This is a genomic window from Paraflavitalea sp. (genome assembly GCF_059502485.1).
The window spans coordinates 524,641-545,751 of the sequence record NZ_JCACET010000010.1 but is presented as its reverse complement, the minus strand read 5'-3'; the positions used below and the strand labels follow the sequence as shown (position 1 = coordinate 545,751).

Annotated in this window: 18 protein-coding genes; 8 read left to right on the top strand and 10 right to left on the bottom strand. The window is 46.7% G+C overall.

What is annotated here, in order from left to right; all coding sequences use genetic code 11:
* Nucleotides 1–13: 13 nt before the first annotated feature.
* The 3 genes from AC5JBY_RS19530 to AC5JBY_RS19520 form a co-directional block, all read right to left on the bottom strand.
* The gene (locus AC5JBY_RS19530) at nucleotides 14–2,437 is read right to left on the bottom strand and encodes an ABC transporter permease (protein WP_495906324.1); all 2,424 of its coding nucleotides are present in this window, start codon (nucleotides 2,435–2,437) and stop codon (nucleotides 14–16) included.
* Between the two features lie 115 nt (nucleotides 2,438–2,552).
* Entirely contained in the window at nucleotides 2,553–4,334 is a 1,782-nt protein-coding gene (locus AC5JBY_RS19525; RefSeq protein WP_495906323.1) for a MutS-related protein, read from the bottom strand.
* A gap of 4 nt (nucleotides 4,335–4,338) precedes the next feature.
* Nucleotides 4,339–5,610: an aspartate kinase gene (locus AC5JBY_RS19520; RefSeq protein WP_495906322.1), complete on the bottom strand. Its 1,272-nt coding sequence runs from the start codon at nucleotides 5,608–5,610 to the stop codon at nucleotides 4,339–4,341.
* A 232-nt stretch (nucleotides 5,611–5,842) separates the two neighbouring features.
* Between AC5JBY_RS19520 and fbp the strand changes: the two genes are divergently transcribed.
* Entirely contained in the window at nucleotides 5,843–6,850 is a 1,008-nt protein-coding gene (gene fbp, locus AC5JBY_RS19515) for a class 1 fructose-bisphosphatase (protein WP_495906321.1), read from the top strand.
* Nucleotides 6,851–6,859: 9 nt separating this feature from the next.
* On the opposite strand, the gene AC5JBY_RS19510 is transcribed toward fbp, so the two are convergent.
* Entirely contained in the window at nucleotides 6,860–7,351 is a 492-nt protein-coding gene (locus AC5JBY_RS19510) for an SRPBCC family protein (protein ID WP_495906320.1), read from the bottom strand.
* Nucleotides 7,352–7,509: 158 nt separating this feature from the next.
* Between AC5JBY_RS19510 and AC5JBY_RS19505 the strand changes: the two genes are divergently transcribed.
* The 4 genes from AC5JBY_RS19505 to AC5JBY_RS19490 all read left to right on the top strand — a co-directional run bounded on the left by AC5JBY_RS19505 (nucleotide 7,510) and on the right by AC5JBY_RS19490 (nucleotide 9,526).
* Nucleotides 7,510–7,968, top strand: coding sequence for a GNAT family N-acetyltransferase (locus tag AC5JBY_RS19505; RefSeq protein ID WP_495906319.1), 459 nt, complete (start codon nucleotides 7,510–7,512; stop codon nucleotides 7,966–7,968).
* Between the two features lie 128 nt (nucleotides 7,969–8,096).
* Entirely contained in the window at nucleotides 8,097–8,639 is a 543-nt protein-coding gene (locus tag AC5JBY_RS19500) for a CAP domain-containing protein (RefSeq protein ID WP_495906318.1), read from the top strand.
* Nucleotides 8,640–8,757: 118 nt separating this feature from the next.
* Nucleotides 8,758–9,342: an ATPase gene (locus AC5JBY_RS19495; RefSeq protein ID WP_495906317.1), complete on the top strand. Its 585-nt coding sequence runs from the start codon at nucleotides 8,758–8,760 to the stop codon at nucleotides 9,340–9,342.
* Nucleotides 9,332–9,526, top strand: a complete 195-nt coding sequence (locus AC5JBY_RS19490; protein WP_495906316.1) for a DUF8506 family protein — start codon at nucleotides 9,332–9,334, stop codon at nucleotides 9,524–9,526. The genes AC5JBY_RS19495 and AC5JBY_RS19490 overlap by 11 nt, the downstream gene beginning before the upstream one ends.
* Before the next feature lie 106 nt (nucleotides 9,527–9,632).
* Here AC5JBY_RS19490 and AC5JBY_RS19485 read toward each other — a convergent pair whose 3' ends face one another.
* From AC5JBY_RS19485 to AC5JBY_RS19475, 3 genes are all read right to left on the bottom strand, one after another.
* The gene (locus tag AC5JBY_RS19485; RefSeq protein WP_495906315.1) at nucleotides 9,633–10,997 is read right to left on the bottom strand and encodes a glycosyltransferase; all 1,365 of its coding nucleotides are present in this window, start codon (nucleotides 10,995–10,997) and stop codon (nucleotides 9,633–9,635) included.
* Between the two features lie 348 nt (nucleotides 10,998–11,345).
* Complete coding sequence (eutC, locus tag AC5JBY_RS19480) at nucleotides 11,346–12,125, bottom strand: ethanolamine ammonia-lyase subunit EutC (protein ID WP_495906314.1); 780 nt, start codon at nucleotides 12,123–12,125, stop codon at nucleotides 11,346–11,348.
* A 75-nt stretch (nucleotides 12,126–12,200) separates the two neighbouring features.
* Nucleotides 12,201–13,574 carry an ethanolamine ammonia-lyase subunit EutB gene (locus AC5JBY_RS19475; protein ID WP_495906313.1) on the bottom strand — a complete coding sequence of 458 codons (1,374 nt, stop codon included), beginning with the start codon at nucleotides 13,572–13,574 and terminating at the stop codon, nucleotides 12,201–12,203.
* A gap of 75 nt (nucleotides 13,575–13,649) precedes the next feature.
* Between AC5JBY_RS19475 and AC5JBY_RS19470 the strand changes: the two genes are divergently transcribed.
* Entirely contained in the window at nucleotides 13,650–15,281 is a 1,632-nt protein-coding gene (locus tag AC5JBY_RS19470; protein ID WP_495906312.1) for a M28 family peptidase, read from the top strand.
* A 27-nt stretch (nucleotides 15,282–15,308) separates the two neighbouring features.
* Here AC5JBY_RS19470 and eat read toward each other — a convergent pair whose 3' ends face one another.
* Together eat and AC5JBY_RS19460 are read right to left on the bottom strand one after the other, a co-directional pair.
* Nucleotides 15,309–16,619: an ethanolamine permease gene (gene eat, locus AC5JBY_RS19465; protein ID WP_495906311.1), complete on the bottom strand. Its 1,311-nt coding sequence runs from the start codon at nucleotides 16,617–16,619 to the stop codon at nucleotides 15,309–15,311.
* Nucleotides 16,620–16,656: 37 nt separating this feature from the next.
* Nucleotides 16,657–17,469, bottom strand: coding sequence for a class I SAM-dependent methyltransferase (locus AC5JBY_RS19460; RefSeq protein ID WP_495906310.1), 813 nt, complete (start codon nucleotides 17,467–17,469; stop codon nucleotides 16,657–16,659).
* Nucleotides 17,470–17,714: 245 nt separating this feature from the next.
* Here AC5JBY_RS19460 and AC5JBY_RS19455 point away from each other — a divergent pair, with 245 nt between their 5' ends.
* Complete coding sequence (locus AC5JBY_RS19455; RefSeq protein ID WP_495906309.1) at nucleotides 17,715–19,991, top strand: tetratricopeptide repeat protein; 2,277 nt, start codon at nucleotides 17,715–17,717, stop codon at nucleotides 19,989–19,991.
* A 26-nt stretch (nucleotides 19,992–20,017) separates the two neighbouring features.
* Complete coding sequence (locus AC5JBY_RS19450; RefSeq protein WP_495906308.1) at nucleotides 20,018–20,464, top strand: hypothetical protein; 447 nt, start codon at nucleotides 20,018–20,020, stop codon at nucleotides 20,462–20,464.
* A gap of 51 nt (nucleotides 20,465–20,515) precedes the next feature.
* On the opposite strand, the gene AC5JBY_RS19445 is transcribed toward AC5JBY_RS19450, so the two are convergent.
* Nucleotides 20,516–21,028, bottom strand: a complete 513-nt coding sequence (locus AC5JBY_RS19445; protein WP_495906307.1) for a DinB family protein — start codon at nucleotides 21,026–21,028, stop codon at nucleotides 20,516–20,518.
* Between the last annotated feature and the right edge of the window lie 83 nt (nucleotides 21,029–21,111).

The window sequence follows — 21,111 nt, the reverse complement described above, 5'->3', positions numbered from 1 at the left end:
TTGTATGTGAATACTATTCCGTTCGCAGACTTTTTACCGGGTTGGCGGTGGCTGCCCGGATGGCCTGGAAACTAACGGTGATCAGTGCAATCGCTATAGTAACTATTGCTGCGGCCACAAATATCCATACGCCGATCGTGGTGCGATAAGCAAAGTCCTGCAACCATTGATGCATGAAATACCAGGCTATCGGTGATGCAATAAGGAAAGCAATGGCCACAAGTTTTATAAAGTCTTTCGAAAGCAATAGTACTACGCCTTGTACACTGGCGCCTAATACTTTCCTGATCCCCACTTCTTTTCTTCTTCGCTCTGCACTGTAAGCAGCGAGGCCAAACAAACCCAGGCAACCTACAAAAAGCGCCACAGCTGTAAAGAGCGTAATGAGGATCTTCAATTTGTCTTCTGCGATGTACATCTGTTCAAAGCTATCGTCGAGGAACCTGTATTCGATGGGCATATCGGGCGTGAACCTGTTCCACACCTGTTGTACACCGGATATAGTATTATCAATGCCGGCCGTTTTCATTTTTATGGCTACTTTCCATACGGCGCCGGGGAATATTTGCAATATGGCGATCTCTAATGGGTCGTACAGGCTTTTGTAGTGAAAGTCTTTTACCACGCCGATGATCTTTCCTCTCTTCAGCGAATCCGGTTTGGCGCCCCAGGGATTCCAGGCGAGCGGCTGTCCCAATGCTTGTTGGGGTGTTCCGAAGCCTAACTCTTTTACTGCTTTTTCATTGATGATAAATGCTTCATCCACATCTGTACGCATCTCTTTGGAGAAATCTCTTCCTGCCACCAGTTGCAGGCCCAGGGTTTTGATGTAGTCTTCATCTACCATAAGCTGGGTGGCAGGATAGGTTTTGGGTTCACCATTGCGTGGCACGATCACTTCGTCGCCTGCTACCGCATCACCCGGAAATCCGTACCCGATGGAGACGGATTCGATACCGGGTACTTGTTGCAGCTGTTGTTTGAAGGAGGTGTAGTTTTTCGTCATGTTATCACCCCGCATAGGAAAGAACATGATCTGCTCCTTGTTGAATCCAAGGTCTTTGTTGTGCATGAAGCTTACCTGTTTATGCACGATGGCGGCGCTGATGATGAGCAGTACGGAAAGGGAAAACTGCAACACTACAAGGCCATGCCGTAACCATTGCACGTTGCCCGACACTGCATTTTGCGGCAATATGCCTTTCAATACTTTTACCGGCCTGAAACCTGATATGACAAAGGCAGGGTAGAAGCCTGCCAGTATTCCCACCACCAATGCCAGTACAAGCAGTAGTGATAACATCACGGGATTGATGAACAGGCTGTAACTGATGTGCTTATTGGTAAAGTCGTTGAGCCAGGGCAGGCACAGGCAGGTAAGCCCCACTGCTATCAATACACTGATCAATGCCAGCAATACAGTTTCGCCGATGAACTGGAAGAAGAGGTCTTTGCGTTCTGCTCCGATGGCTTTGCGTACGCCTACTTCTTTGGCCCTGCGTAATGACCTTGCTGTTGCAAGGTTCACAAAATTGAAACAGGCAATGAGGATAATGAATGCGGCGATGATGGTTAAAACTTTCACATAGGTACTATTACCTCTTTGCGCCTTGTCGAATTTGAAGTTGGCTGAATAGAGGTGTATATCCTGTAAAGATTGCAGATGTGGCGTGTATTTGTATTCTTTTTCGTCAGGAGTAGGGGTAGCTATTTTTTGTACGGCTTGACGGAATTTCGCGTCAAGTGCTGTAGCCTCTGTACCAGCTTTCAGTTTGGCATACGTATAGAATTGCTGCCAGCCCCAGCTCTCCATACGTTTTTCGGGTAACCACAGGGCTGCTACCGGTACCAGGAAATTGAATTGCAGGTGAAACTTCGGGTCTTGCTTAAATACGGCTTTTACGAGGTAGGGGCCTTTGTTCATGATCAGTTCCTTGCCCACTGGATTTTCCCGGCCAAAGAACCGGGCAGCCATCGTCTCCGATATAACGATCGAGTTCCGGCCATCGAGTGCATTTTTCCAGGAGCCTTGCTTAAGTTCCAAAGGAAAGACCTCAGGGAAGGTCGAGTCTACAAAAAATCCCTGTTCTTCATAAAGTTTTACTGCTCCATTTTCAAACAGGTGTTTGTAGTCTGATGTCATCATCACCCTGGTTGCCTGTTCTACTTCCGGAAAATCCTTTTTAAGTGTCGTGGCGTACATGGGAGCGGTGACTGCCATGTTCTGATTTCCGTTCTTATTCTTGTGCTCGTTATAAACGCGGTAAACATTTTCTCCTCCCGGCACCTGCTTATCATATTGTTTTTCATCCCATACGAATAGCCCTATCAGCAGGCAGGCAGTGAGCCCTAAGGTGAGTCCGGCAATATTGATAATGGTAAAGCCTTTATACCTGGCGAGGCCCCTGAAGGCTACCTTGAGAAAGTTCCGTATCATATCCAGTGTTTTGGTGGGTGATGGTAACTGTTCTCTATGAATGTACGAAAATATTCGTTTATTTGGTGGGTAAATACTTGACGACCCTGTTTGGAATGGAGTCAGGAAAAGTTTATTAAATGATCTCCATCTTTTGCATGAGGAAAGAGGCATTCCTGTTCTTTGCTACACCACGCTGTAAAGTGTAGTCGAAGATCAGCTCGCCATCACGGATAATGCTCTCAAAACAATAGTTATTGAGCTGGCCCGGCAATTCTTTTTCCAACACACTCAGTGACAAGTCGTGGGTAGCGAACATAGTGAGGCTGTTATACTGCAACAGTTTCTTGATGAACATTTCAGAGCCATGTGTTTTATCCTCCGAGTTGGTACCGCGCAGGATCTCATCGATGAGCACCAGTGAGGGCGTTTCATGCTGCTGTATATGCCGGATGATCTGTTTGAGGCGTTTGAGCTCGGCCATGAAGTAGGAGGTGTGCTCCTGCAGTGAATCACTCACCCTTATAGACGAAAGAATATTCATGGGCGTAAACGTAAAGCTGGCAGCGCATACGGGGGCGCCGCATTGCGCGAGTAATAGGTTCACACCAACTGTGCGTAAGAAAGTGGTTTTGCCACTCATGTTGGAGCCGGTCACCAGTACCAGGCGCTCTTCCGCACCCATGGTAAAATCGTTGGCCACGCATTCCTTTGATGGGATCAGCGGATGGGCCAGGCTTTTACCAGAGATGGATACGCCGGTTGTTTGCAGCACAGGCCAGTAATAGGAAGGATTGTTGTAGGCAAACGTAGCGAAGGAGTTGAGCGTTTCAATGGCCCCCACACAGTCGATCCATTTGGCAAACCGGTCTTTGTTGGTAGCCTTCCATTTTTCCAGGCTATACATACATTGCAGGTCGTACAGGAAATAGCCATTGAGGAACAGCAGCACCAACATATTGATACGCTGATCAAAAAGACCCGACAGGCGGCTCAGTTTCTTGATGGCCTGATGAGCTTCGGTGGCTGTGGCTTGTTCACGCTGTAGTAATGCTGAGTTGCCTTTGTCTACCTGCGTAAAAAGCTTCAGGATCGTAGCATACTGATCGAGGATAGATTGCTTTTTGCCCAGCATAGCATGCTGCTTATTGATCTGTTTGGCAAAAGCACCAATAACACACCAGCCAATGAAATAGCCAAGCAACATCAGCAGGTAGTTGCCTGTCGCGATGTAGAAGATGATGGCGCCGATGTTGAACGCTGGCACCAGCAGTCGCAATAGGTTAGGGCCTTTCTTACCGAGTAAAACAGGAGGCCATTGCAACCAGGCAGATACATCGTGCAGGTTACCTTCTTTTTCTTCATGCAGCAGTCCATGCGCGGTAATGAGCTGGCGCAATTCTTTTTGGCTGCTCAGGGTTTTCACTGCCTGTTGTTGCTCTTCGATGGCTTGCGGTTTCAACAGCGATTGCCGCAGTAAACCTGCCAACGCTTGTGTGCCGTGATGCGTGGTCGTTCTGTTCAATAAATGAAATACCGAGTTGGGGCCAAAGATGTCGAGGTCACCGGTGTAATCATCATTGCCGGTAAAAGAGACGCCATTGTTGAACTGGCTGGGTTTGTATTTGAGTATGTCGAGCTCATTGCTGCACAGGTATACCAGTTTCTCAGCAAGTTTTTTCTTATCACTTAAAGTAAGTGCAATACGGATGAACACGATAAAGAGCACGGCAAAGCCGGCCGTAAAGATGGGGTAGAGGGTGCCACCCTGTTGTATCCACTGCCAGGTGCTCCATGCCAGGGCTACAAAGCTGGCAAGACGGGCAATGGATACCAGCAGACTGCGGTCTTTCAGTTTCTCCAGCTCGGTACTGTATTTCTTAAGGTTCTCTTCGTAAAAGGCGGTTGGTGTTTGCATGGCTTTAGACAGTGGGTAACATTAATACCTGAACGGTTTCGGGCGATTGCTGACGCAGCTCGATGCTGTGGCCGGCAATCATTTTTTGCAGGATGTCTTCATTGTAATGGCGGATGGTAAGCAGCGTGAGCCCTTTCTCTACCTGTACTTCAAAGAACTCCGATGCTGCCAGCGCCAGCTTTTCTATTTTGTCGGGCCGGTCGTCAAGGCACACCTGTATCGACACGGCACCTGTTTGCATGAGGTTGGGCTTTACCCTGATATCTGCCAGCAGTTCATATAGATCAGCCATCGGCTTTTCACCCACGAAAGAGAAGTCTTTCGAATGCAGGTGGATCAGCGCTTGTCCGGACTTTACTACAATAATGGGCGGCAGGCCCTTTACCGGCTTTTTGTGTATCTCCGTTCCCGGCAGGGTTTTATCGAGGAAGCATTTCACGAGTAGTGGTATGCCTTTATTCTGTAAGGGCTTGATGGTTTTAGGATGGATGACTTGTGCCCCATAATATGCCATCTCGATCACCTCATCATAATTGAGGATGTCGATGAGCTTTGCATCAGGAAAAGCTTTGGGGTCGGCATTCATCACCCCTTCCACATCTTTCCAGATGGTTTGGCTATCGGCATCGAGCATATTGGCAAATACGGCGGCGGTATAATCACTGCCTTCGCGGCCGAGCGTAGTGCTTTCATTATCGTCCGTAGCACCAATGAACCCTTGCGTAATGACCAGGTTGGTGTCTTCAAACATTGGTAGTATTTCACTGGTCACTTTTTGCTGGGTGAATGCCCAGTCGATATTGGCATCGCGGAAGTTATTATCGGTACGCACAATATCACGCACATCTATCCATTGATTGGCAATACCCACCTCATTGAGGTAGGCGCTTACGATGCCAGTGGAAAGCAATTCGCCCGAGCACACGATCTGATCATAGTAATAATCGTATTCACGCACAGGCTTGTCGTGCAGCAGCCATTCCACTTCAGTAAAGAAGTTGACCAGTTGCTCCAACGCCTCATTATAATGGGTTACCAACAGGTATTTGGCAGTAGTAAGGTGACTTTGCTTGACGGCTTCAAAGAGTTGCAGGGCTTCCTCCTGCTGGTTGTTGAAAAAGGCGGTGGCTACCTTTTCCAGGGCATTGGTGGTTTTGCCCATGGCTGAGATCACGACCAGTATCTTTTCATTGGGATAGCTCCGCAGGATATCGGCTACCATTTGTATCCTTTCTATGCTCTGTACACTGGCGCCCCCGAATTTGAAAACCTTCATTGGTAAGTTGATATGTTTGATAGGCAGCAAAAGTCGTTAAAATAATGATAGCTTGATAGTTAGTTGGTTGGCGAGTTGAAAAGCCGGGGAATAAAAAAAATATACTGTTTTTGTCTCAAGCTATACCGTTTTTGCACGTCGGGCGCGGGTTTGGGAACGTTGCCATGCTTTGACTTTCAGGGCTTTCACCTTACTTTTGGCTCACTTTAACAAAAATCTTAAAACGAGCTACATGAGTACGATCAACCGGCAAGTAATGACCCTGGACGAGTTCACCATCCAACAGCTACGGGATTTTCCCCATGCTACGGGTGAGCTGAGCGGTCTGCTGCGGGATATGGGGCGGGCGGCCAAAAGGGTCAACGTGGAAGTGAACAAAGCCGGGCTGGTTGATATTCTTGGTGATGCCGGGGCAGTGAATGTGCAAGGGGAGGACGTAAAGAAACTGGACATTTTTGCCAATAACCAGTTTACCGGTGTGTTGCAGCACGGTATGAGCTGTGCGGGCATTGCCAGTGAAGAGCTGGACGACTTTTTAGCTTTCGATGATGCAGTCAGCTGCAATTCCAAATACGTGTGTTTGTTTGACCCGCTGGACGGGAGTGGTAATATCGACGTGAATATTTCTATCGGTACGATCTTTAGTGTGTACCGCCGCATTAGCCCGATCGGTACGCCGGTGGTGCTGGAAGACTTTCTGCAGCCCGGCCGCAAGCAGGTAGCAGCAGGCTATATGGTATACGGATCTTCCACCATGCTGGTGTATGGCACCCGTCGTGGCGTGAATGGTTTTACACTCGACCCTTCTATTGGTGAATTCTGCCTGAGCCATCCCAATATACAATGCCCTGAGTTTGGTAAAATATACTCCGTGAACCACGGCAATTTCTTTCAGTATGCGCCTGGCGTGCAGAAGTACATCGATTTGTGTCAGAAGAAAAACAAAAATAACGGCGGCCCTTATACTCAGCGTTATATCGGTAGCATGGTGGCCGACGTACACCGCAACCTGATCAAGGGCGGCATCTTCATGTATCCCGGTACTACGGACAAACCTAAAGGCAAACTGCGTTTATTATACGAGTGTAATCCTTTTGCATTCATTGCTGAAGTAGCGGGTGGCAAGGCTACTAATGGCACACAACGTGTACTGGACGTAGAGCCTACGGAACTGCACCAGCGTTCTCCCTTCTTTATTGGCAGCAAGGGTATGATGGCTGAGTTGGAGAGCTGTATGTAATTAACATCATCAGTTATTAGCTTTCTCTGTAAATGCCGCCAGATTTTGCAAGCTGGAAGCAATCCCTTGCTCATGATCTTCGGCTTTTATACCGGTAGGCACGTCTTCGCAGGTAAAAGTGACTTTAGTACCTGCTGCTACCGGCTCCAGACTGGTTATAACCCGCATGGTACCTGCGAAAGCGGGATCGTCTGATTCAAATTCTACTTCCTCCACGATGCGTACGTTGGGTGTCAGTTCGCGAAAATGCCCTTCAAATACATCTTCGTTGCCGGTAGTTTTACCTGCATTGTTCGTATCTGTGTAACTGAACGACATACGAAACACACCTCCTTCCCAGGGTTCGAATTTAAATATTTGTGCTTTCATGCCTGCAGGTGGGCGCCACGATGCTACCGCTTCAGGATCGAGGAACGCCTGGTAAATGGATTGTGGCGATGCTTTGATGACCCGTGACCCGCTGTCGGTTCTTTTACTGTTACTATTGGTTTTATTAGTCATGGTAGATTCCGCTTAATGGTATAAATTTACATTTCCAACATTTTCAGGACTCCATTCTCTTTTATAACACAACTCTCATGCCCTGATTGGGTGATCTTTTGTACCTGTCAGGTTGTTAATTTTACGCCCCCAAATTTGTTCACACACAAACAATAGCCATGATAACAATCAAATTGTATGAGGACAAGTATGCCGCCGACTTCAGGCGGATAAACCTGGAATGGTTGGACAAGTACAACCTTACCGAATCGCACGACCTGATGGTATTGGATGACCCGCGAGGCACCATCATCGACCGTGGTGGTATTATTTACCTCGCTTTAGCGGGTGATGAAGTGGTAGGCTCGGCAGCGCTGATGAAAGAGGAGGAAGGCGTGTATGAGTTTGCCAAGATGACCGTGACGCCTGCCTGGCAGGGCAAAGGTATCAGCCGGTTGCTGATCGATGCCTGTATGCAAACCGCCCGGGACTGGAAAGCAAAGAAATTAACCCTATTTTCGAACAGCCAGCTTACCACCGCCATCAGTCTGTACCAGAAGTACGGTTTTCAGCATGTGAAAGTGGAGCATTCGCCGTTTGCCACGGCAGATGTGAAAATGGAGATGAGTCTGGAGTAGAGATTCGTGAGTTCAGAGTCGGATTCCTGACTCAAGCCTCAGAACTCGCGACTCTGAACTGATTTCTCACTTCCTTCACTAAAGCTGGTATAAAATTAGTATGCGGGTATAGTTAAATTTTGAGATTCATGCATAGAGGTATTTCGTACACAGTTGTATTGTATATCAGCACGTTCATCATTGCCATTTCTTCCTGTTCCAGCAGCAAGAAGGCTCCCTCTTCATCCAAATCGGCCAGCGGCAGCACGACTGCCTCCAAACCGGCCTTGCCCAAGCCTTCTTCGGCCACCCTGGCGCCCGGTCTGGAAGACCAGATATTGGCGTTGATCAACCAGCACCGCAAGTCCAAAGGATTGGCAGCCCTGGAGAATAACCCGGTGATTGAAGCGGAAGCCCGGCGGCATACGGTGGCCATGGCTTCGCACAGATCGCCTTTTGGCCATGATGGTTTCTCCTACCGCAGCAAGGTGATCACTTCTAAGGTCCAGGGCATTACTGCTACCGCTGAAAATGTAGCATATGGTAGTCAAACTGCGCAGGAAGTAGTGGAAGGCTGGCTTAAGAGCCCCGGTCACAAGAAGAATATTGAAGGCAAGTTCCGCCTCACCGGTATCGGCGTAGCGCGTGATGAAAAGAGCGTACTATACTTCACGCAGATATTTGCGAATTAGGATACAGATTAAATAATAAGAAAAACAGGCTACTTCGGGAGATGTAGCCTGTTTTTTAATTTTGACTTCTCCTCCTGATTATGCTGTTGCTTTATACTTAGTTTAGTAATTTTAAAGGATGCCTAATCTATACATAATTGCAGGATGCAACGGCGCAGGAAAGACGACGGCCAGTTACAAAATTTTACCCAAAATATTCGACTGTAAAGAGTTTGTAAATGCTGATAGTATTGCTGCAGGGCTTTCGCCTCTCAATGCGGAAAATGTAGCTATAGAGGCCGGGAGAATAATGCTACACCGAATTAATCAACTAATGGAGGAAAAAGTAGATTTCGCTTTCGAAACTACCCTGTCTACCAGAAGTTATGTATCGTTAGTCAAAAAGGCGCAGGAGTCAGGCTATCAGATAACTTTGCTTTACTTCTGGTTGCCTTCTCCGCAAATGGCAATAGAAAGAGTTGCCAAAAGAGTAAGTCAGGGCGGTCACAATATACCTGAAGAAGTAGTTATTCGAAGATACTACCGGGGACTTCAAAATCTCATGAACCTGTATATCAATATTTGTAATGTTTGGATGGTCATTAACAACGTGAATGCATTTCCCGATATGGTAGCTGAGGGTGGGTTAGAGGTTGATACTATCATAGAAAACACCGATATTTGGGATGTTATTTTAATACAAAGCAGAGAATATGGCAAATAAGCCTACATACAATAGAGAGTTGACTAAAAAGGTATTGCAAGGTATCAGGGATGCTGTGCGAGAGCTTGTAGAAAAAAGTGCAGCTAATAATGAGTCTCTGGTTATTGGGGATAATGATGGAACTATAAAAATTGTTCCTGCTAAAGAACTATTAGAGTCTCTCAAAGAAAAAGTAAATCAGTAGTATATTTTAAATATTACCTTCTAAAAGCAAGAGGCGACATTTTATGTCGCCTCTTGCTTTTAGAAATGAAGATATTAAGTCTTTTTAGGTTTGGCTCTCATTATGATCAATTTGCTATATTGCTCTCCTTATGAAAAGGCGAAGCAGGTGCTTTTAATTTCGCACGTACCAGTTTGGCTACTGCTCCTGTGATGATGATCTCTGCATTGTACTCGCTGAGGGCGCCGGCAATGTGGTTGGCATTGGTGAGGTACTCCATATCATTCATAACTTCTTCTACAGCCTCGTCCAACTGGCGGGCAGTAGGCGTTTCGGTTTTCAGGTTGATGCCTGCTTTGAAATAACCTACCCGCGCACATATTTCAGATTTGCCTTCATGCACACCTGCCACTACCAGTGGCACACCTACACTCAAACTTTGTAACACGCCGCCATAGCCTCCATTGGTGATAAATACTTTGCAATAGGGCAACACATCTTTGAAAGGAATATAGTCTTCTATGATAATGTTGTCATACAGGTACTTTCTGCGCAGTTCCTGTGTTTGTACACCACCGGTTGTTACGATCAATAATATGTCCGTATTCTTGAATGCTTCGAGGGTAGGGACCAGTAGCTTGGTGACATCTTTCTCTACAGTTCCCTGTGTTACCAATACGATCTTCCTGTACACTTTTAGCTTGGGGTGTGTCCAGGCCGGTTGATTGCTTTGCCTTGCCAGCGGACGTAAGGCGCCGATGAAAGTAATGTTCTTGCCAATCCTGCTGCGCTTATATTCAAATTCCTGCACACCTATTTGCATCACTGCATCCGCACGTCTGATAAGCGTATCTACCAGGTCCGACTTTGTGCCGTGCAGCCCATTGCTGATGAGTATTTTGTCAAAGGCGGTGATGCTCTTCTTCAATAATATATTACGGGCTGCAAAATGCATGAAGTGGCGTTTTACCGTGTCTATGATCCCACTGCCCGGAGGCATGCCCAGTCCATAAGGATATACATTTGTTGAAGCTTCTCCCAACGGGATAACGCCAATAGCGATAACCGGGATATTCAGCCGCTCTTTCACGAACGGGATCGCGGTAAACATGCTGTCGCAGATCATGATGTGAAAAGGGAAATCCTGCGCAATGTCCCTGATATCATGGTAGTATTCCACGGAACGGGCAGCAAAACCTTCGATCATATCGAAGTTCAGCCGGGCTATCTTTCCTTTGATGTTCTTTCTTTCGGGTATTACCTCATCAACATTTTGGGCATTGATGTCTTTGGCTTTTACAAATGGCCAATGCCTGATCTGCAAGGCTTTGAGCTTGTCGGCGAAGATGTTGGAAGTGTACCATTGTACTTCGGCGCCCTGGTTCTGCAGGTATTTGGCAAGAGGGAGTAAGGGATTGAAATGTCCATCGGCCGGAACATTGGCCATAAGGATCTTGATGCCGGTGAGTGCCCGGCCACTGTATTCGTTCATGGCTATTTACTTTTTAAAGCGTGACTTATGTTGCTATCCTTACAAAAGTCATTGTTGTGACAATGGCGTACAATCACCATATTCGGGGGGAAGGGGTAGTGGTGAGTCGTGAATACTGAGTTGTGAGTGCGTTTGCTTCGCGGTTAGGTACTTCAAGCGTTTGAATAATAAGTTGTTGTAGATGTTTGAGCCTTTTGCCGGCCTTGCTCCATCCTTGTGCGAGCCATGCATGAAGTGCGCTTTAACTTGCAAGGATGACACATGGTTGAAGCATCCCTGCTTGTTCTGAGAACGAAATCCTCCACAGAAAGTAGCGGATCTCCAGGTATTTAAACTTGATGAGGTGTTTTAGCTCAACAGGTTGTTGGCTTCGTTGTCTTTGAGGGATACGCCGGAGAGTTGCAACCTGAACGATTCGCGGATGAGATAGAACAGTTTGGTAGCAGCAGCCTGGTAGCTCAGACCTTCCGGGCGGATGTTGGAGATGCAGTTGCGGGCTTCATCAGTAAGGCCCGGTTGAGGGCGGTAAGTGAGGTACACGCCGAGGCTGTCAGGTGAGCTTAGTCCCGGCCGCTCTCCAATCAATACTACTACCAGCTCTGCCTTGAGCAGACTGCCGATCTCATCACCAATGGCCACGCGTGCCTGCTGTACAATACTTAAAGGAGCGAGTGGGATAGTGGCCTGCTGGAGCATGGGTAATAATAGTTCCAGCAAGGGGAGGGCGTTGTTGTTGATGGCAGTGGCACTCAGACCATCCGCCAGTACAATGGAAACTGATTGTTGTATAGGGCTGTCAGCTAATGAAGTGAGTAAGCCGATTGAATCGGTATGGAGTTTTCTTCCTTTATCTGGTCTTTGCAGGTATTCGTACCTGTCAGCTGCCTGGCTGTGCAGCAGGTTTACCGGTAGTTGCAGGCTTTGCAATTGTGCAATGAGTGTATCTGTATTCAATAGGGAATACACCGCATCGCGCGCATGGGCATGCGCCATGCGGAATTGTAATACCTCCTGCAAGGGAATAGCCGTGCCTGTTCTTCCCAAAGCAATACGTGCGGGTGTGAAGGCTTTCAATGATGCCCATGGATCGGGCTGAATTACTGTATGTCGGATGCTCTTATCGTTCATGCTTATATTCGAATGCAGGTGACTTTTGAATGGTGAGCCGTGAGTAAAACGGACTTGGCACTCACTACTGACCACTCACCACTGACTTTGTATTAACTTATGTGATCCACTTACTTTCAACAGATTCCCCGCTTCATTCATAATGCCTTGTTTCACCAGCCACTGCTCAAACTCTGGTGCGGGACGCAGGCCCAGCACTTTACGCACGTATAATGCATCATGGAAAGAGGTGGACTGATAATTAAGCATGATATCATCCGCGCCGGGAATGCCCATGATGTAATTGCAGCCCGCCACGCCCAGCAGCGTGAGCAGGTTGTCCATATCATCCTGGTCGGCCTCGGCATGGTTGGTATAGCAAACATCTACGCCCATGGGCAGACCCAGTATCTTGCCACAGAAATGATCTTCCAGCGCTGCACGGATGATCTGTTTACCATCGTATAAATATTCAGGGCCAATAAAACCGACCACCGTATTTACCAGCAGTGGGTTGAACTTGCGTGCCACTGCATAAGCACGTGCTTCACAGGTTTGCTGATCTACACCGCCATGCGCGTTCGCTGATAAGGAGCTGCCTTGTCCCGTTTCGAAGTACATGACATTGTTGCCAATAGTGCCGCGTTGTAAAGAAAAGGCTGCTTCGTATGCTTCCTGCAGAATGGAAAGGTTGACGCCAAAACTGCTATTGGTTTGTTCCGTACCACCAATGGATTGGAATACGAGGTCTACCGGTGCCTGCGGCATGATGGTGAGTGCTGTGGTAACATGGCACAATACGCACGACTGTGTAGGTATATCGTATTGCTGGCGCAACTCGTCGATCAGTTGTAACAACTGCACGGTGGTGGCCGGACTGTCAGTTGCCGGGTTGATGCCGATCACCGCATCACCACTGCCATAGAGCAATCCGTCGACGATACTCGCTGCAATGCCTTTGGGATCATCGGTGGTATGGTTGGGTTGCAACCGTACCGCTAAATGTCCTTTGAGGCCGAGGGTATTTCTGAATTTGGTGATCACTTCACATTTGCGCGCCACGCTGATGAGGTCCTGGTTGCGCATGAGCTTGGACACGGCGGCTACCATTTCAGGGGTAAGGCCGGGCGCCAGGCTTTGAAGGGTGGGTGTGTCGGCTGCATCACTCAGCAACCAGTCGCGCAACTGGCCTACAGTGAAATGACTAACCGGTGCGAAAGCCTGGGCATCGTGGGTGTCGATGATGAGCCTTGTTATCTCGTCACTTTCATAGGGAATGATGGCCTGCTGCAGAAAATCCTTGAGTGGAATATCCGCCAAGGCCATTTGTGCTGCCACCCGTTCTTCATAACTTCCTGCTGTAAGCCCTGCCAATGCATCGCCGGAGCGATAAGGAGAAGCTTTGGCCAATACGGTTTTGAGGTCGTCAAACCGGTATGTATGATTTCCTATGGTTGTTTTATAAGGCATGGAAGGCGACGCAGGTGAATTTTTTATATATCAATCCCGGGTATAAATCTAAGCCTGTTTTGTTACATTTATCAGATGAAAAATCGTGCATTTTCACTCATCGGACTGCTTTGTATGGGCGTGCTGCTATTGCAGGCGCAGGATATTACGCTTAACAAAAAAGTAAAGCAGGTACTGCAGCAGGTAGATTCCAATAATATCAAAAGAGATATTACTTACCTGGCCGATGACCGGTTGAAAGGCCGCCAACCCGGCCAGCCCGGTTACCAGACTGCGGTTGATTATGTTACCGAACAGTTTAAGCAAGCAGGTGTGGCGCCAGGTGGCGATAACAGCACCTATCTGCAAAAGCTGGTATTGCGCAGGGCGAGTACAGATGCTAAATCGGTCATCGCTGTTTTGAAAGATGGTGCCGGTAATTTTGATAGCCTCGTCAGCGGAAAAGATATTGCGGTGCTCCCGCATGGCACAGAAGCGGCTGTTAGCGCCGAAGGTTCACTGGTGTTTGTTGGTTATGGGCTGGATATTCCCGGAAAGTATTCCGATTACCAGGGACTGGATGTAAAAGGTAAGATCGTCGTGATGCTGATGAGTGCGCCTGCTTCGCTCAACCTGCCTTCTACGCTGAGTGCGCACTTTGCCAACCCCGGTTCTAAAATAGCCATCGCTCTTGCAAAAGGCGCTAAAGGTGTCATTATGGTACAGCCATCTTTGCCGGCAAGTAATCCCAGCATAACAATGGCGATGGACCCTGCCAAAACAACGGCTTACAGCCGCACGACTTATAAAAAATTACTGGTGATGGCCCGCATATCGCAATCTGTACTGCAGCGCTTGTTTATGCAGTCGGGTAAAAACCTGAAGCAGGTGCTGACCAGTCTTGAACAGGGCAAGCCTGCTTCGGTGGTATTGCCGCTCAGTGCTTCTTTTCAATACAAGAGCATCTACAACGATATTGAAAGTTATAATGTAATAGGTAAAATAGAAGGCAGCGATGCGCAATTGAAAAATGAGTATGTGGTGCACACGGCCCACCTGGATCACGTGGGCATTGGCACACCGGTGAAAGGTGACTCTATTTATAACGGAGCGCATGACAATGCATCTGGTGTGGCTTCACTGCTGGAGATTGCCCGTACGTATAAGCGCCTGCCTGCCAAACCGCGCCGGTCGATATTGATCGTGATGGTAACAGCGGAAGAAATGGGCCTGTTGGGATCGGCTTACTTTGCGGCGAATCCTACTGTTCCGAAAACGCAAATTGTAGCCGACGTAAACACTGATATGCCTACGCTGATTGCGCCACTGCTATCGGTAGCGCCACTGGGGGCTGAGCATTCGAGCCTGGAAAAGAATGTAGCTTTCGCCTGTAAAGAATTGGGTGTCGAAATGCAAAAAGACCCGATGCCAGAGGAAGTACGTTTCGTTCGCAGTGATCAATACAGCTTCGTATGGCAGGGCATTCCTGCACTCCATATCAAATATGGTATCAAGACCGCCGATCCTGCTTTCGATCTGGTGAAGTTTACGAAAGAGTGGCGCGATGCTAATTACCACAAACCTTCTGACGAGATCACCAATGGATTTGACTTCACTGCCGGACGTAAGTATGTACAGCTGAATTTCCTCATCAGTTATTCAATAGCACAGACTACTGCGAGGCCGACCTGGAACAAAGGAGATTTCTTTGAGAAGAGCGTGCAGTAAGAATCCGGCGGCGAGCGAGTAGATACTTTACGCAGTAGCTTCCATCTGTTTGTGCTTGCCCATGGCAACAAAGATGAGCATCACGATGGCCAGTCCGCCAAAGAACAGGAGGCTGAGCCAGCGGTTGTAGTACATGATCGCTATTAATGCCACTACTGATAATACCAGCGCGATGGCCGGGAACCAGGGGTAGAGCGGTACTTTAAAAGGCCGCTGTAGCTGTGGTTCTTTTTTGCGCAGTACAAAAAAGCTGATCATGCTCATGATGTACATAACTACGGCGCCAAGCACAGAAAGAATAACCAGCTGATCAGTTTTACCCAGTGCCAATGCCACAACGCCAAACAAGCCGCCTGCAATAAGCGACCAGTGTGGCGTCTGGAATTTTTTATTCACCCCTGATAATATACCGGGCAGGTAGCCGCTACGGGCTAATGCGAACATCTGGCGCGAATAACCAATGATGATACTGTGGAAGGAAGCGATAAGTCCGAACAAACCGATGCCGGCAAACAACCTTGTGATGCTGTTGTCTTTTCCCAACACGATGCCAATGGATTCCGGCAGCGGATAATCGATAGCTGTCAGCCGTTGCCAGTCGGTAATACCACCAGTGAATACCATCACGGCGATGGCCAATAACATCAGGGTGAGAATGCCGGTGATGTATCCGATAGGTATGGTGCGCGCCGGATCTTTTACTTCTTCGGCCACCATTGCCACACCTTCGATGCACACGTATAACCACATGGCGAAAGGCAGTGCCGCAAATACGCCACCCCATCCGGCAGGCATGCTATTATGGAAAAAGTTGCTGGCGCTGAACGAAGGGGCTACGATGCCTATGTAGATCAGCAATTCTCCAACTGCCAGTAATGTTACAATGAGTGTAAATACTGCCGACTCTTTAATGCCCAGCAGATTGATGGCAGTGAATATTACATAACAGCCGACGGCTGTCCACAATACCGGCAGCGAAGGATAAAGAAAATGTATATAGTTGCCCAGCGCAAAAGCAATAGCCGGTGTTGCCAGCAGAAACTCAGCGAGTGTAGCATATCCGGCGACAAGCGCACCCAGTGGTCCGAATGCTTTGTAGGAATAGGCAAAGGGGCCGCCTGCATGCGGTATGGAAGTAGTGAGTTCGGTAAAGCTGAAAATAAAAGTGATGTACAGTACAGTGATGATGAGAGTGGCAAGCAGAAACCCAACCGTTCCGGCTACGCCCCATCCATAGTTCCAGCCGAAGTATTCACCCGAGATCACGAGGCCTACGGCGATGGCCCAAAGATGGATAGGACGTATGACTTTTTTCAGTCCGGTAGCGGATTGACTCATAAGCTGCTTGGTTTCCCTAAAAATAAGCTAATATGGCTTATCTGCGCGTAACTGTAACTTTTAAGAAAGTAGCCGGGATGAATGTCGTGCCGTTGCCACTTTTATTTTGTTTGTTGAACAAGTCTTCCAACTCCCGCTGCAGCTCTGCTGCCTTACCATTTTTTTCAGCTGCTTCGAATGCATTCATCGTGGGGCCATAATATTGCTTGAATGTTCCCAGCAATACGGAGGGCGCACCAGGAATTTCGAAACTGAAAGTGTCCCTGACAAATGATATGTCTTCTTTGGCTACCCCGGCAGCAGCAAAGCGTTCGGTAACATGATCTTCCTTGCCCCACAACATTGGACTGATAAAACCTTCGGGTGGTGGCGGTGTGTAAGAGGAGCTTATTTTTAATATCTGTGCCACGAGGGTGGGGTCTCCCGGGATCCAGTTGCCCATTACGATCCTTCCGCCAGGACGGGTAACCCGCACCAGTTCTTTGGCTACATCCATCGGCTTTGGTGCGAACATGGCGCCAAACATGGTAACCAGGAGGTCGAAGCGTTGATCGCCCAATTCATGCAGATCAGTTGCATCTCCTTCCTGGAAGGTGCAATTCGTAAGTCCTTCTGACTGTGCTCTGCGATTGCCTGCTATGACGAGATTGCTGGCTATGTCGACGCCCAGCACATGGGCTCCCAGCTTGGCCGCGGGAATAGCAGTGGTGCCGTCTCCGCAACCAAGGTCCAATACTTCCATTCCTTTTGTAATGCCCAGCTGGGCAACGAGTGCGGTACCGCTATTCCGCATACTGTCTGCGATCTTCGTGAAATCACCCTTCTCCCACAATGCTTTGTTAGGATTCATTGCTTAATATTTTTATTGTTATATAATTTATGCAATGATAGCTGTTTAATGCAGCCAGGGCATGCTCTACGAATTCAATAGTATGACTTTAAAGTCCAACTGTTCTTAGTCCAATTAGTGCTTCCCAACATTTTTAACAAATGGTTGTTAGTCTAACATAGAAACGCAGTAGTTGATCATTCATCGCAAGCCGTTCTAAGTAAAATAGGCGTTGGAATATTGTATCATTAAATAAACCTATTTCTATGGTAAGTAAAACCATTACCTGCTTATTGGTGATTGCTGTTTTGGGTAGCCATATTGGTTATTCGCAGTCTACGAAAGTAACTCTTACAACTACAGGAGATAAAAGCCCTGCTATCATTGCCCGAAAAGCCCACGTTAATTATGGTATCAATGCACCTGTCATAAAAAAACTTCTCTCTTTATTCGATAATAAAAAAATGTCACCCAAATCGATCAATGATTCGATTGCAGGGTTGATTCGTAGCTATTTAAAGAATAAGGAAAGTTTTACCTGCGACGATTACCAGATAAGAAGCGCACTCACCTGGATAAACATCCAAACAACGGGAGATAATAGCCCGGCTGTATTTTCTTACGGGGATGTGGGGATTGAGTACGGAATACCGTATGGCCTGTTTAAGGAAATATGCACAATGCTGATGAAGTATGAAAGCAATGAAAGGATTATGCGTGAAGAAGTTAAATGGAAGTCCAGTCAGCTTTCGGGTGCTTTAAAGGAGCTTTACGCCCACACTAAGATATCAAAAGCAGCTTCCATTGTTTGGGAGGGTATCATGAAAAATGGGGCTGGTATTGACGAATATGTAACGGTAATGAAGGAGGAATACGGCAAAAGAAAAGAATTGCAGGCCTCTTATGCTTATATATTAGGTGTGTTTTACGAGTTGTCTTTTAATTATGCTGAAGCGGCGCAGTATTTTAAGGATGCTGCCTATAATGGGGCAACGAACTGTACTTATCAGTTGGCCTATGCCGAAAATCTCAGGAAGCGGGGTAAACTCGATGATTGTCTTTACTACTATGGAGAGGTGAAAAGGTTGTGTGTTGCGCCGGGTAAGATGTTGCCTGATACTTTGTTCTACGCGTATATCGGTACAGGAAAAACCTACCAGCGAATAGGTCGGTTTAATGATGCGCTCAGGAATTTTGATTCTGCACGTTGGTGTATGCAATATAGCAAACAGTATACTTCAATCAGTGCCAGTTACTTTTTTGACGCAGTGACGAATTATCGTATAGAATTGGGGCAGTTTGGCAAAGCTCATCAGGAGGCGCAAAAGCTTGCAGACCTGATCAATAAAGATTCTGTTTCCCTGCTATTGCCTTCGGCCAACGTACCTATAACGTTGGGATCATTATATCATACTAAAGGAATGTATGAATCTTCTCTAAACTTTTTTAGGCTTGGTTTGCCAAAAGGAAAGAATCCTGCAGGTTTAAATAATCCCTTAACTGCCGAAGCTTATAGTGGTATTGCCAGTAATCATTTAGCATTGAAAAAGTTTGATTCTGCTATTTATTTTTTTAAAATGGCTCACCAGATCAATGCCGGTATTTTCGATGCCCAAAGCGTAACAATTGCTTCTGGCTTTATTAACCTGGGTGTAGCCTTCGTTCGGAAGGGAGATGATAGTCTGGTGCAGGAGTATTACGATTCTGCTGAAGTGTATTATGTAAAAGCCTGGAAAATAGATAGTGCTATTTTCAGCGATGGTATGCATGCAGAACTGGCCATCATATTGGGTAATCTTGGCGAACTACATACAAAGAAAAAAGAGTTTATGCAAGCTATTGCTTGTCATGAGCGGGCAAGGAATATTTATAAAGAGTATTATAAAAATGATCATGTCCTGATGGCTTTGGCATTGAATAACCTTGGATCGGCCCGGTTGGAGTGGTTCAAGGATTGCTTTAATAATTCCCAGCAACCACAACATGTTGATTCATTGGAGATATGTTTGAGGTTATTAAGACAATCCGGGACAATGATGCTTACCTTTTTTGATAGCTCGCATAATACTTCCAAGGTGGTCTTTAACAATATTGCTACTGCCTTATTGTACAAAGGTCTTAATTGGGGAAAGCCTGCCAATGTTAATGATGTTTTGAGTATATACAGGGAAAGTATCAGCTATGCGCTTGCTGGTACTGACACTACTACTGCACTTTTTACCTATGGAAGAATCGGTATTTTATGTAAGGAACGTCAACAATGGGATACTGCACTTTTTTATTTGAAACAAAGTATAAGATTAATTGCTCCACAGGAACTTCCGATAAATGTAGATAGTATCAGTAAAATACTGATTGAATTAAAGGATGACTTACGCGCCAGTATACTTGCTCATAATTATCGCAATATGGGAAAGTGCCTTACCAGCACTGGTAATTCAGCAGGCGAACAGGAAATTATAAAAGCACTGAAGGCGTATGCTTTGAAAAGGAATGATCCTGATATGCTTGAATTGCTGCGTAAAGATGGACTTATTAATTAACTACCTCAAAATTAACTGCTATGGACTTGTATACATTTATTTCTTCTTACTATAAAGTTGAGACAGTAATTGGTTTGCTGGCATTTGTTGCAGCACTCGTGTTTGCATATTTTTCGAACCAGACTAAGACAAAGCGAAAGAACATCGGTCAGATTATATCCCAGGCCGATACGTCCGGCAAAGCAGCTCTGGCAGCAGCGCTGGCTGAAGTATTTCCTCCTTATAAAATACCGGACCTGACTTCCAGGCAAGGTTTTCAGCTTGTTAAGATGCATCTGACGCAGAAAGCTGAGGAGTTTAAAATCCGCGCCAGGTTATTCGGTATTGGTATAGGTTTATTCTGTTTGATTGTTTTTGGGGTACTGGTCAATGGATATATTAAATTATCTAAAGTAAAAGAAGGAATAAGGTTGGAAACACATGGAGACAAAAGCCCGGCTATCCATGCCAATGAGGCCACTGTGAACTATTGACAAAAGCCCGGCACAAAGGCCGGGCTCAGAAAGGTTTGATGGTAATGGTTACTATTTTTTATCGAGATAGATCAATTGTCCCAGGTGATAAGACTGGTGATTGGTCCTGTTGATCAGGATATTCAGTTTGTTCCTGTGTGGTTCTTTGGCAAAGTCTTCGGGTGAAATAGAGTTGTGGCGGGTGAACCATTCTTCAGCAGGCAGCTCTGTAAAATATTGGGTGAGCTTTGCATTGAGCTGCGCCCAGTTTTCTTTCAGCGTAGCGATAGGAGGTGTTTCTACGCCAGGTTTATTGGCTTCTCCCACAAAAGGCGCTTCCAGCTCTGGAAACAGTTTTTCTCCCAATCCCAGCAATGGTATCATACCATCATTTACTGCTATCAGGTGGCCCAGTACCCAAACGCCATTGTTTCTTCCGGGCGCTGTGGGTGTAGCCAATTCTTCGTCTGTCAGTTTGTTGATGAGTTTAGTTACACGGGCATTCTGCAATTCCCAGTTGGAAATGACCATTTTAATGAAGAGTTCTTTTTCTGCAGTCGGTTTCGTTGATGTTTGTGCTTCCATAATTGAATGTTTTACAAAACAGTAAAGGATAACATCCCGGGGAGCCGGATTGTTTACGTATTTTTAGATCTGTAAACTTTAAC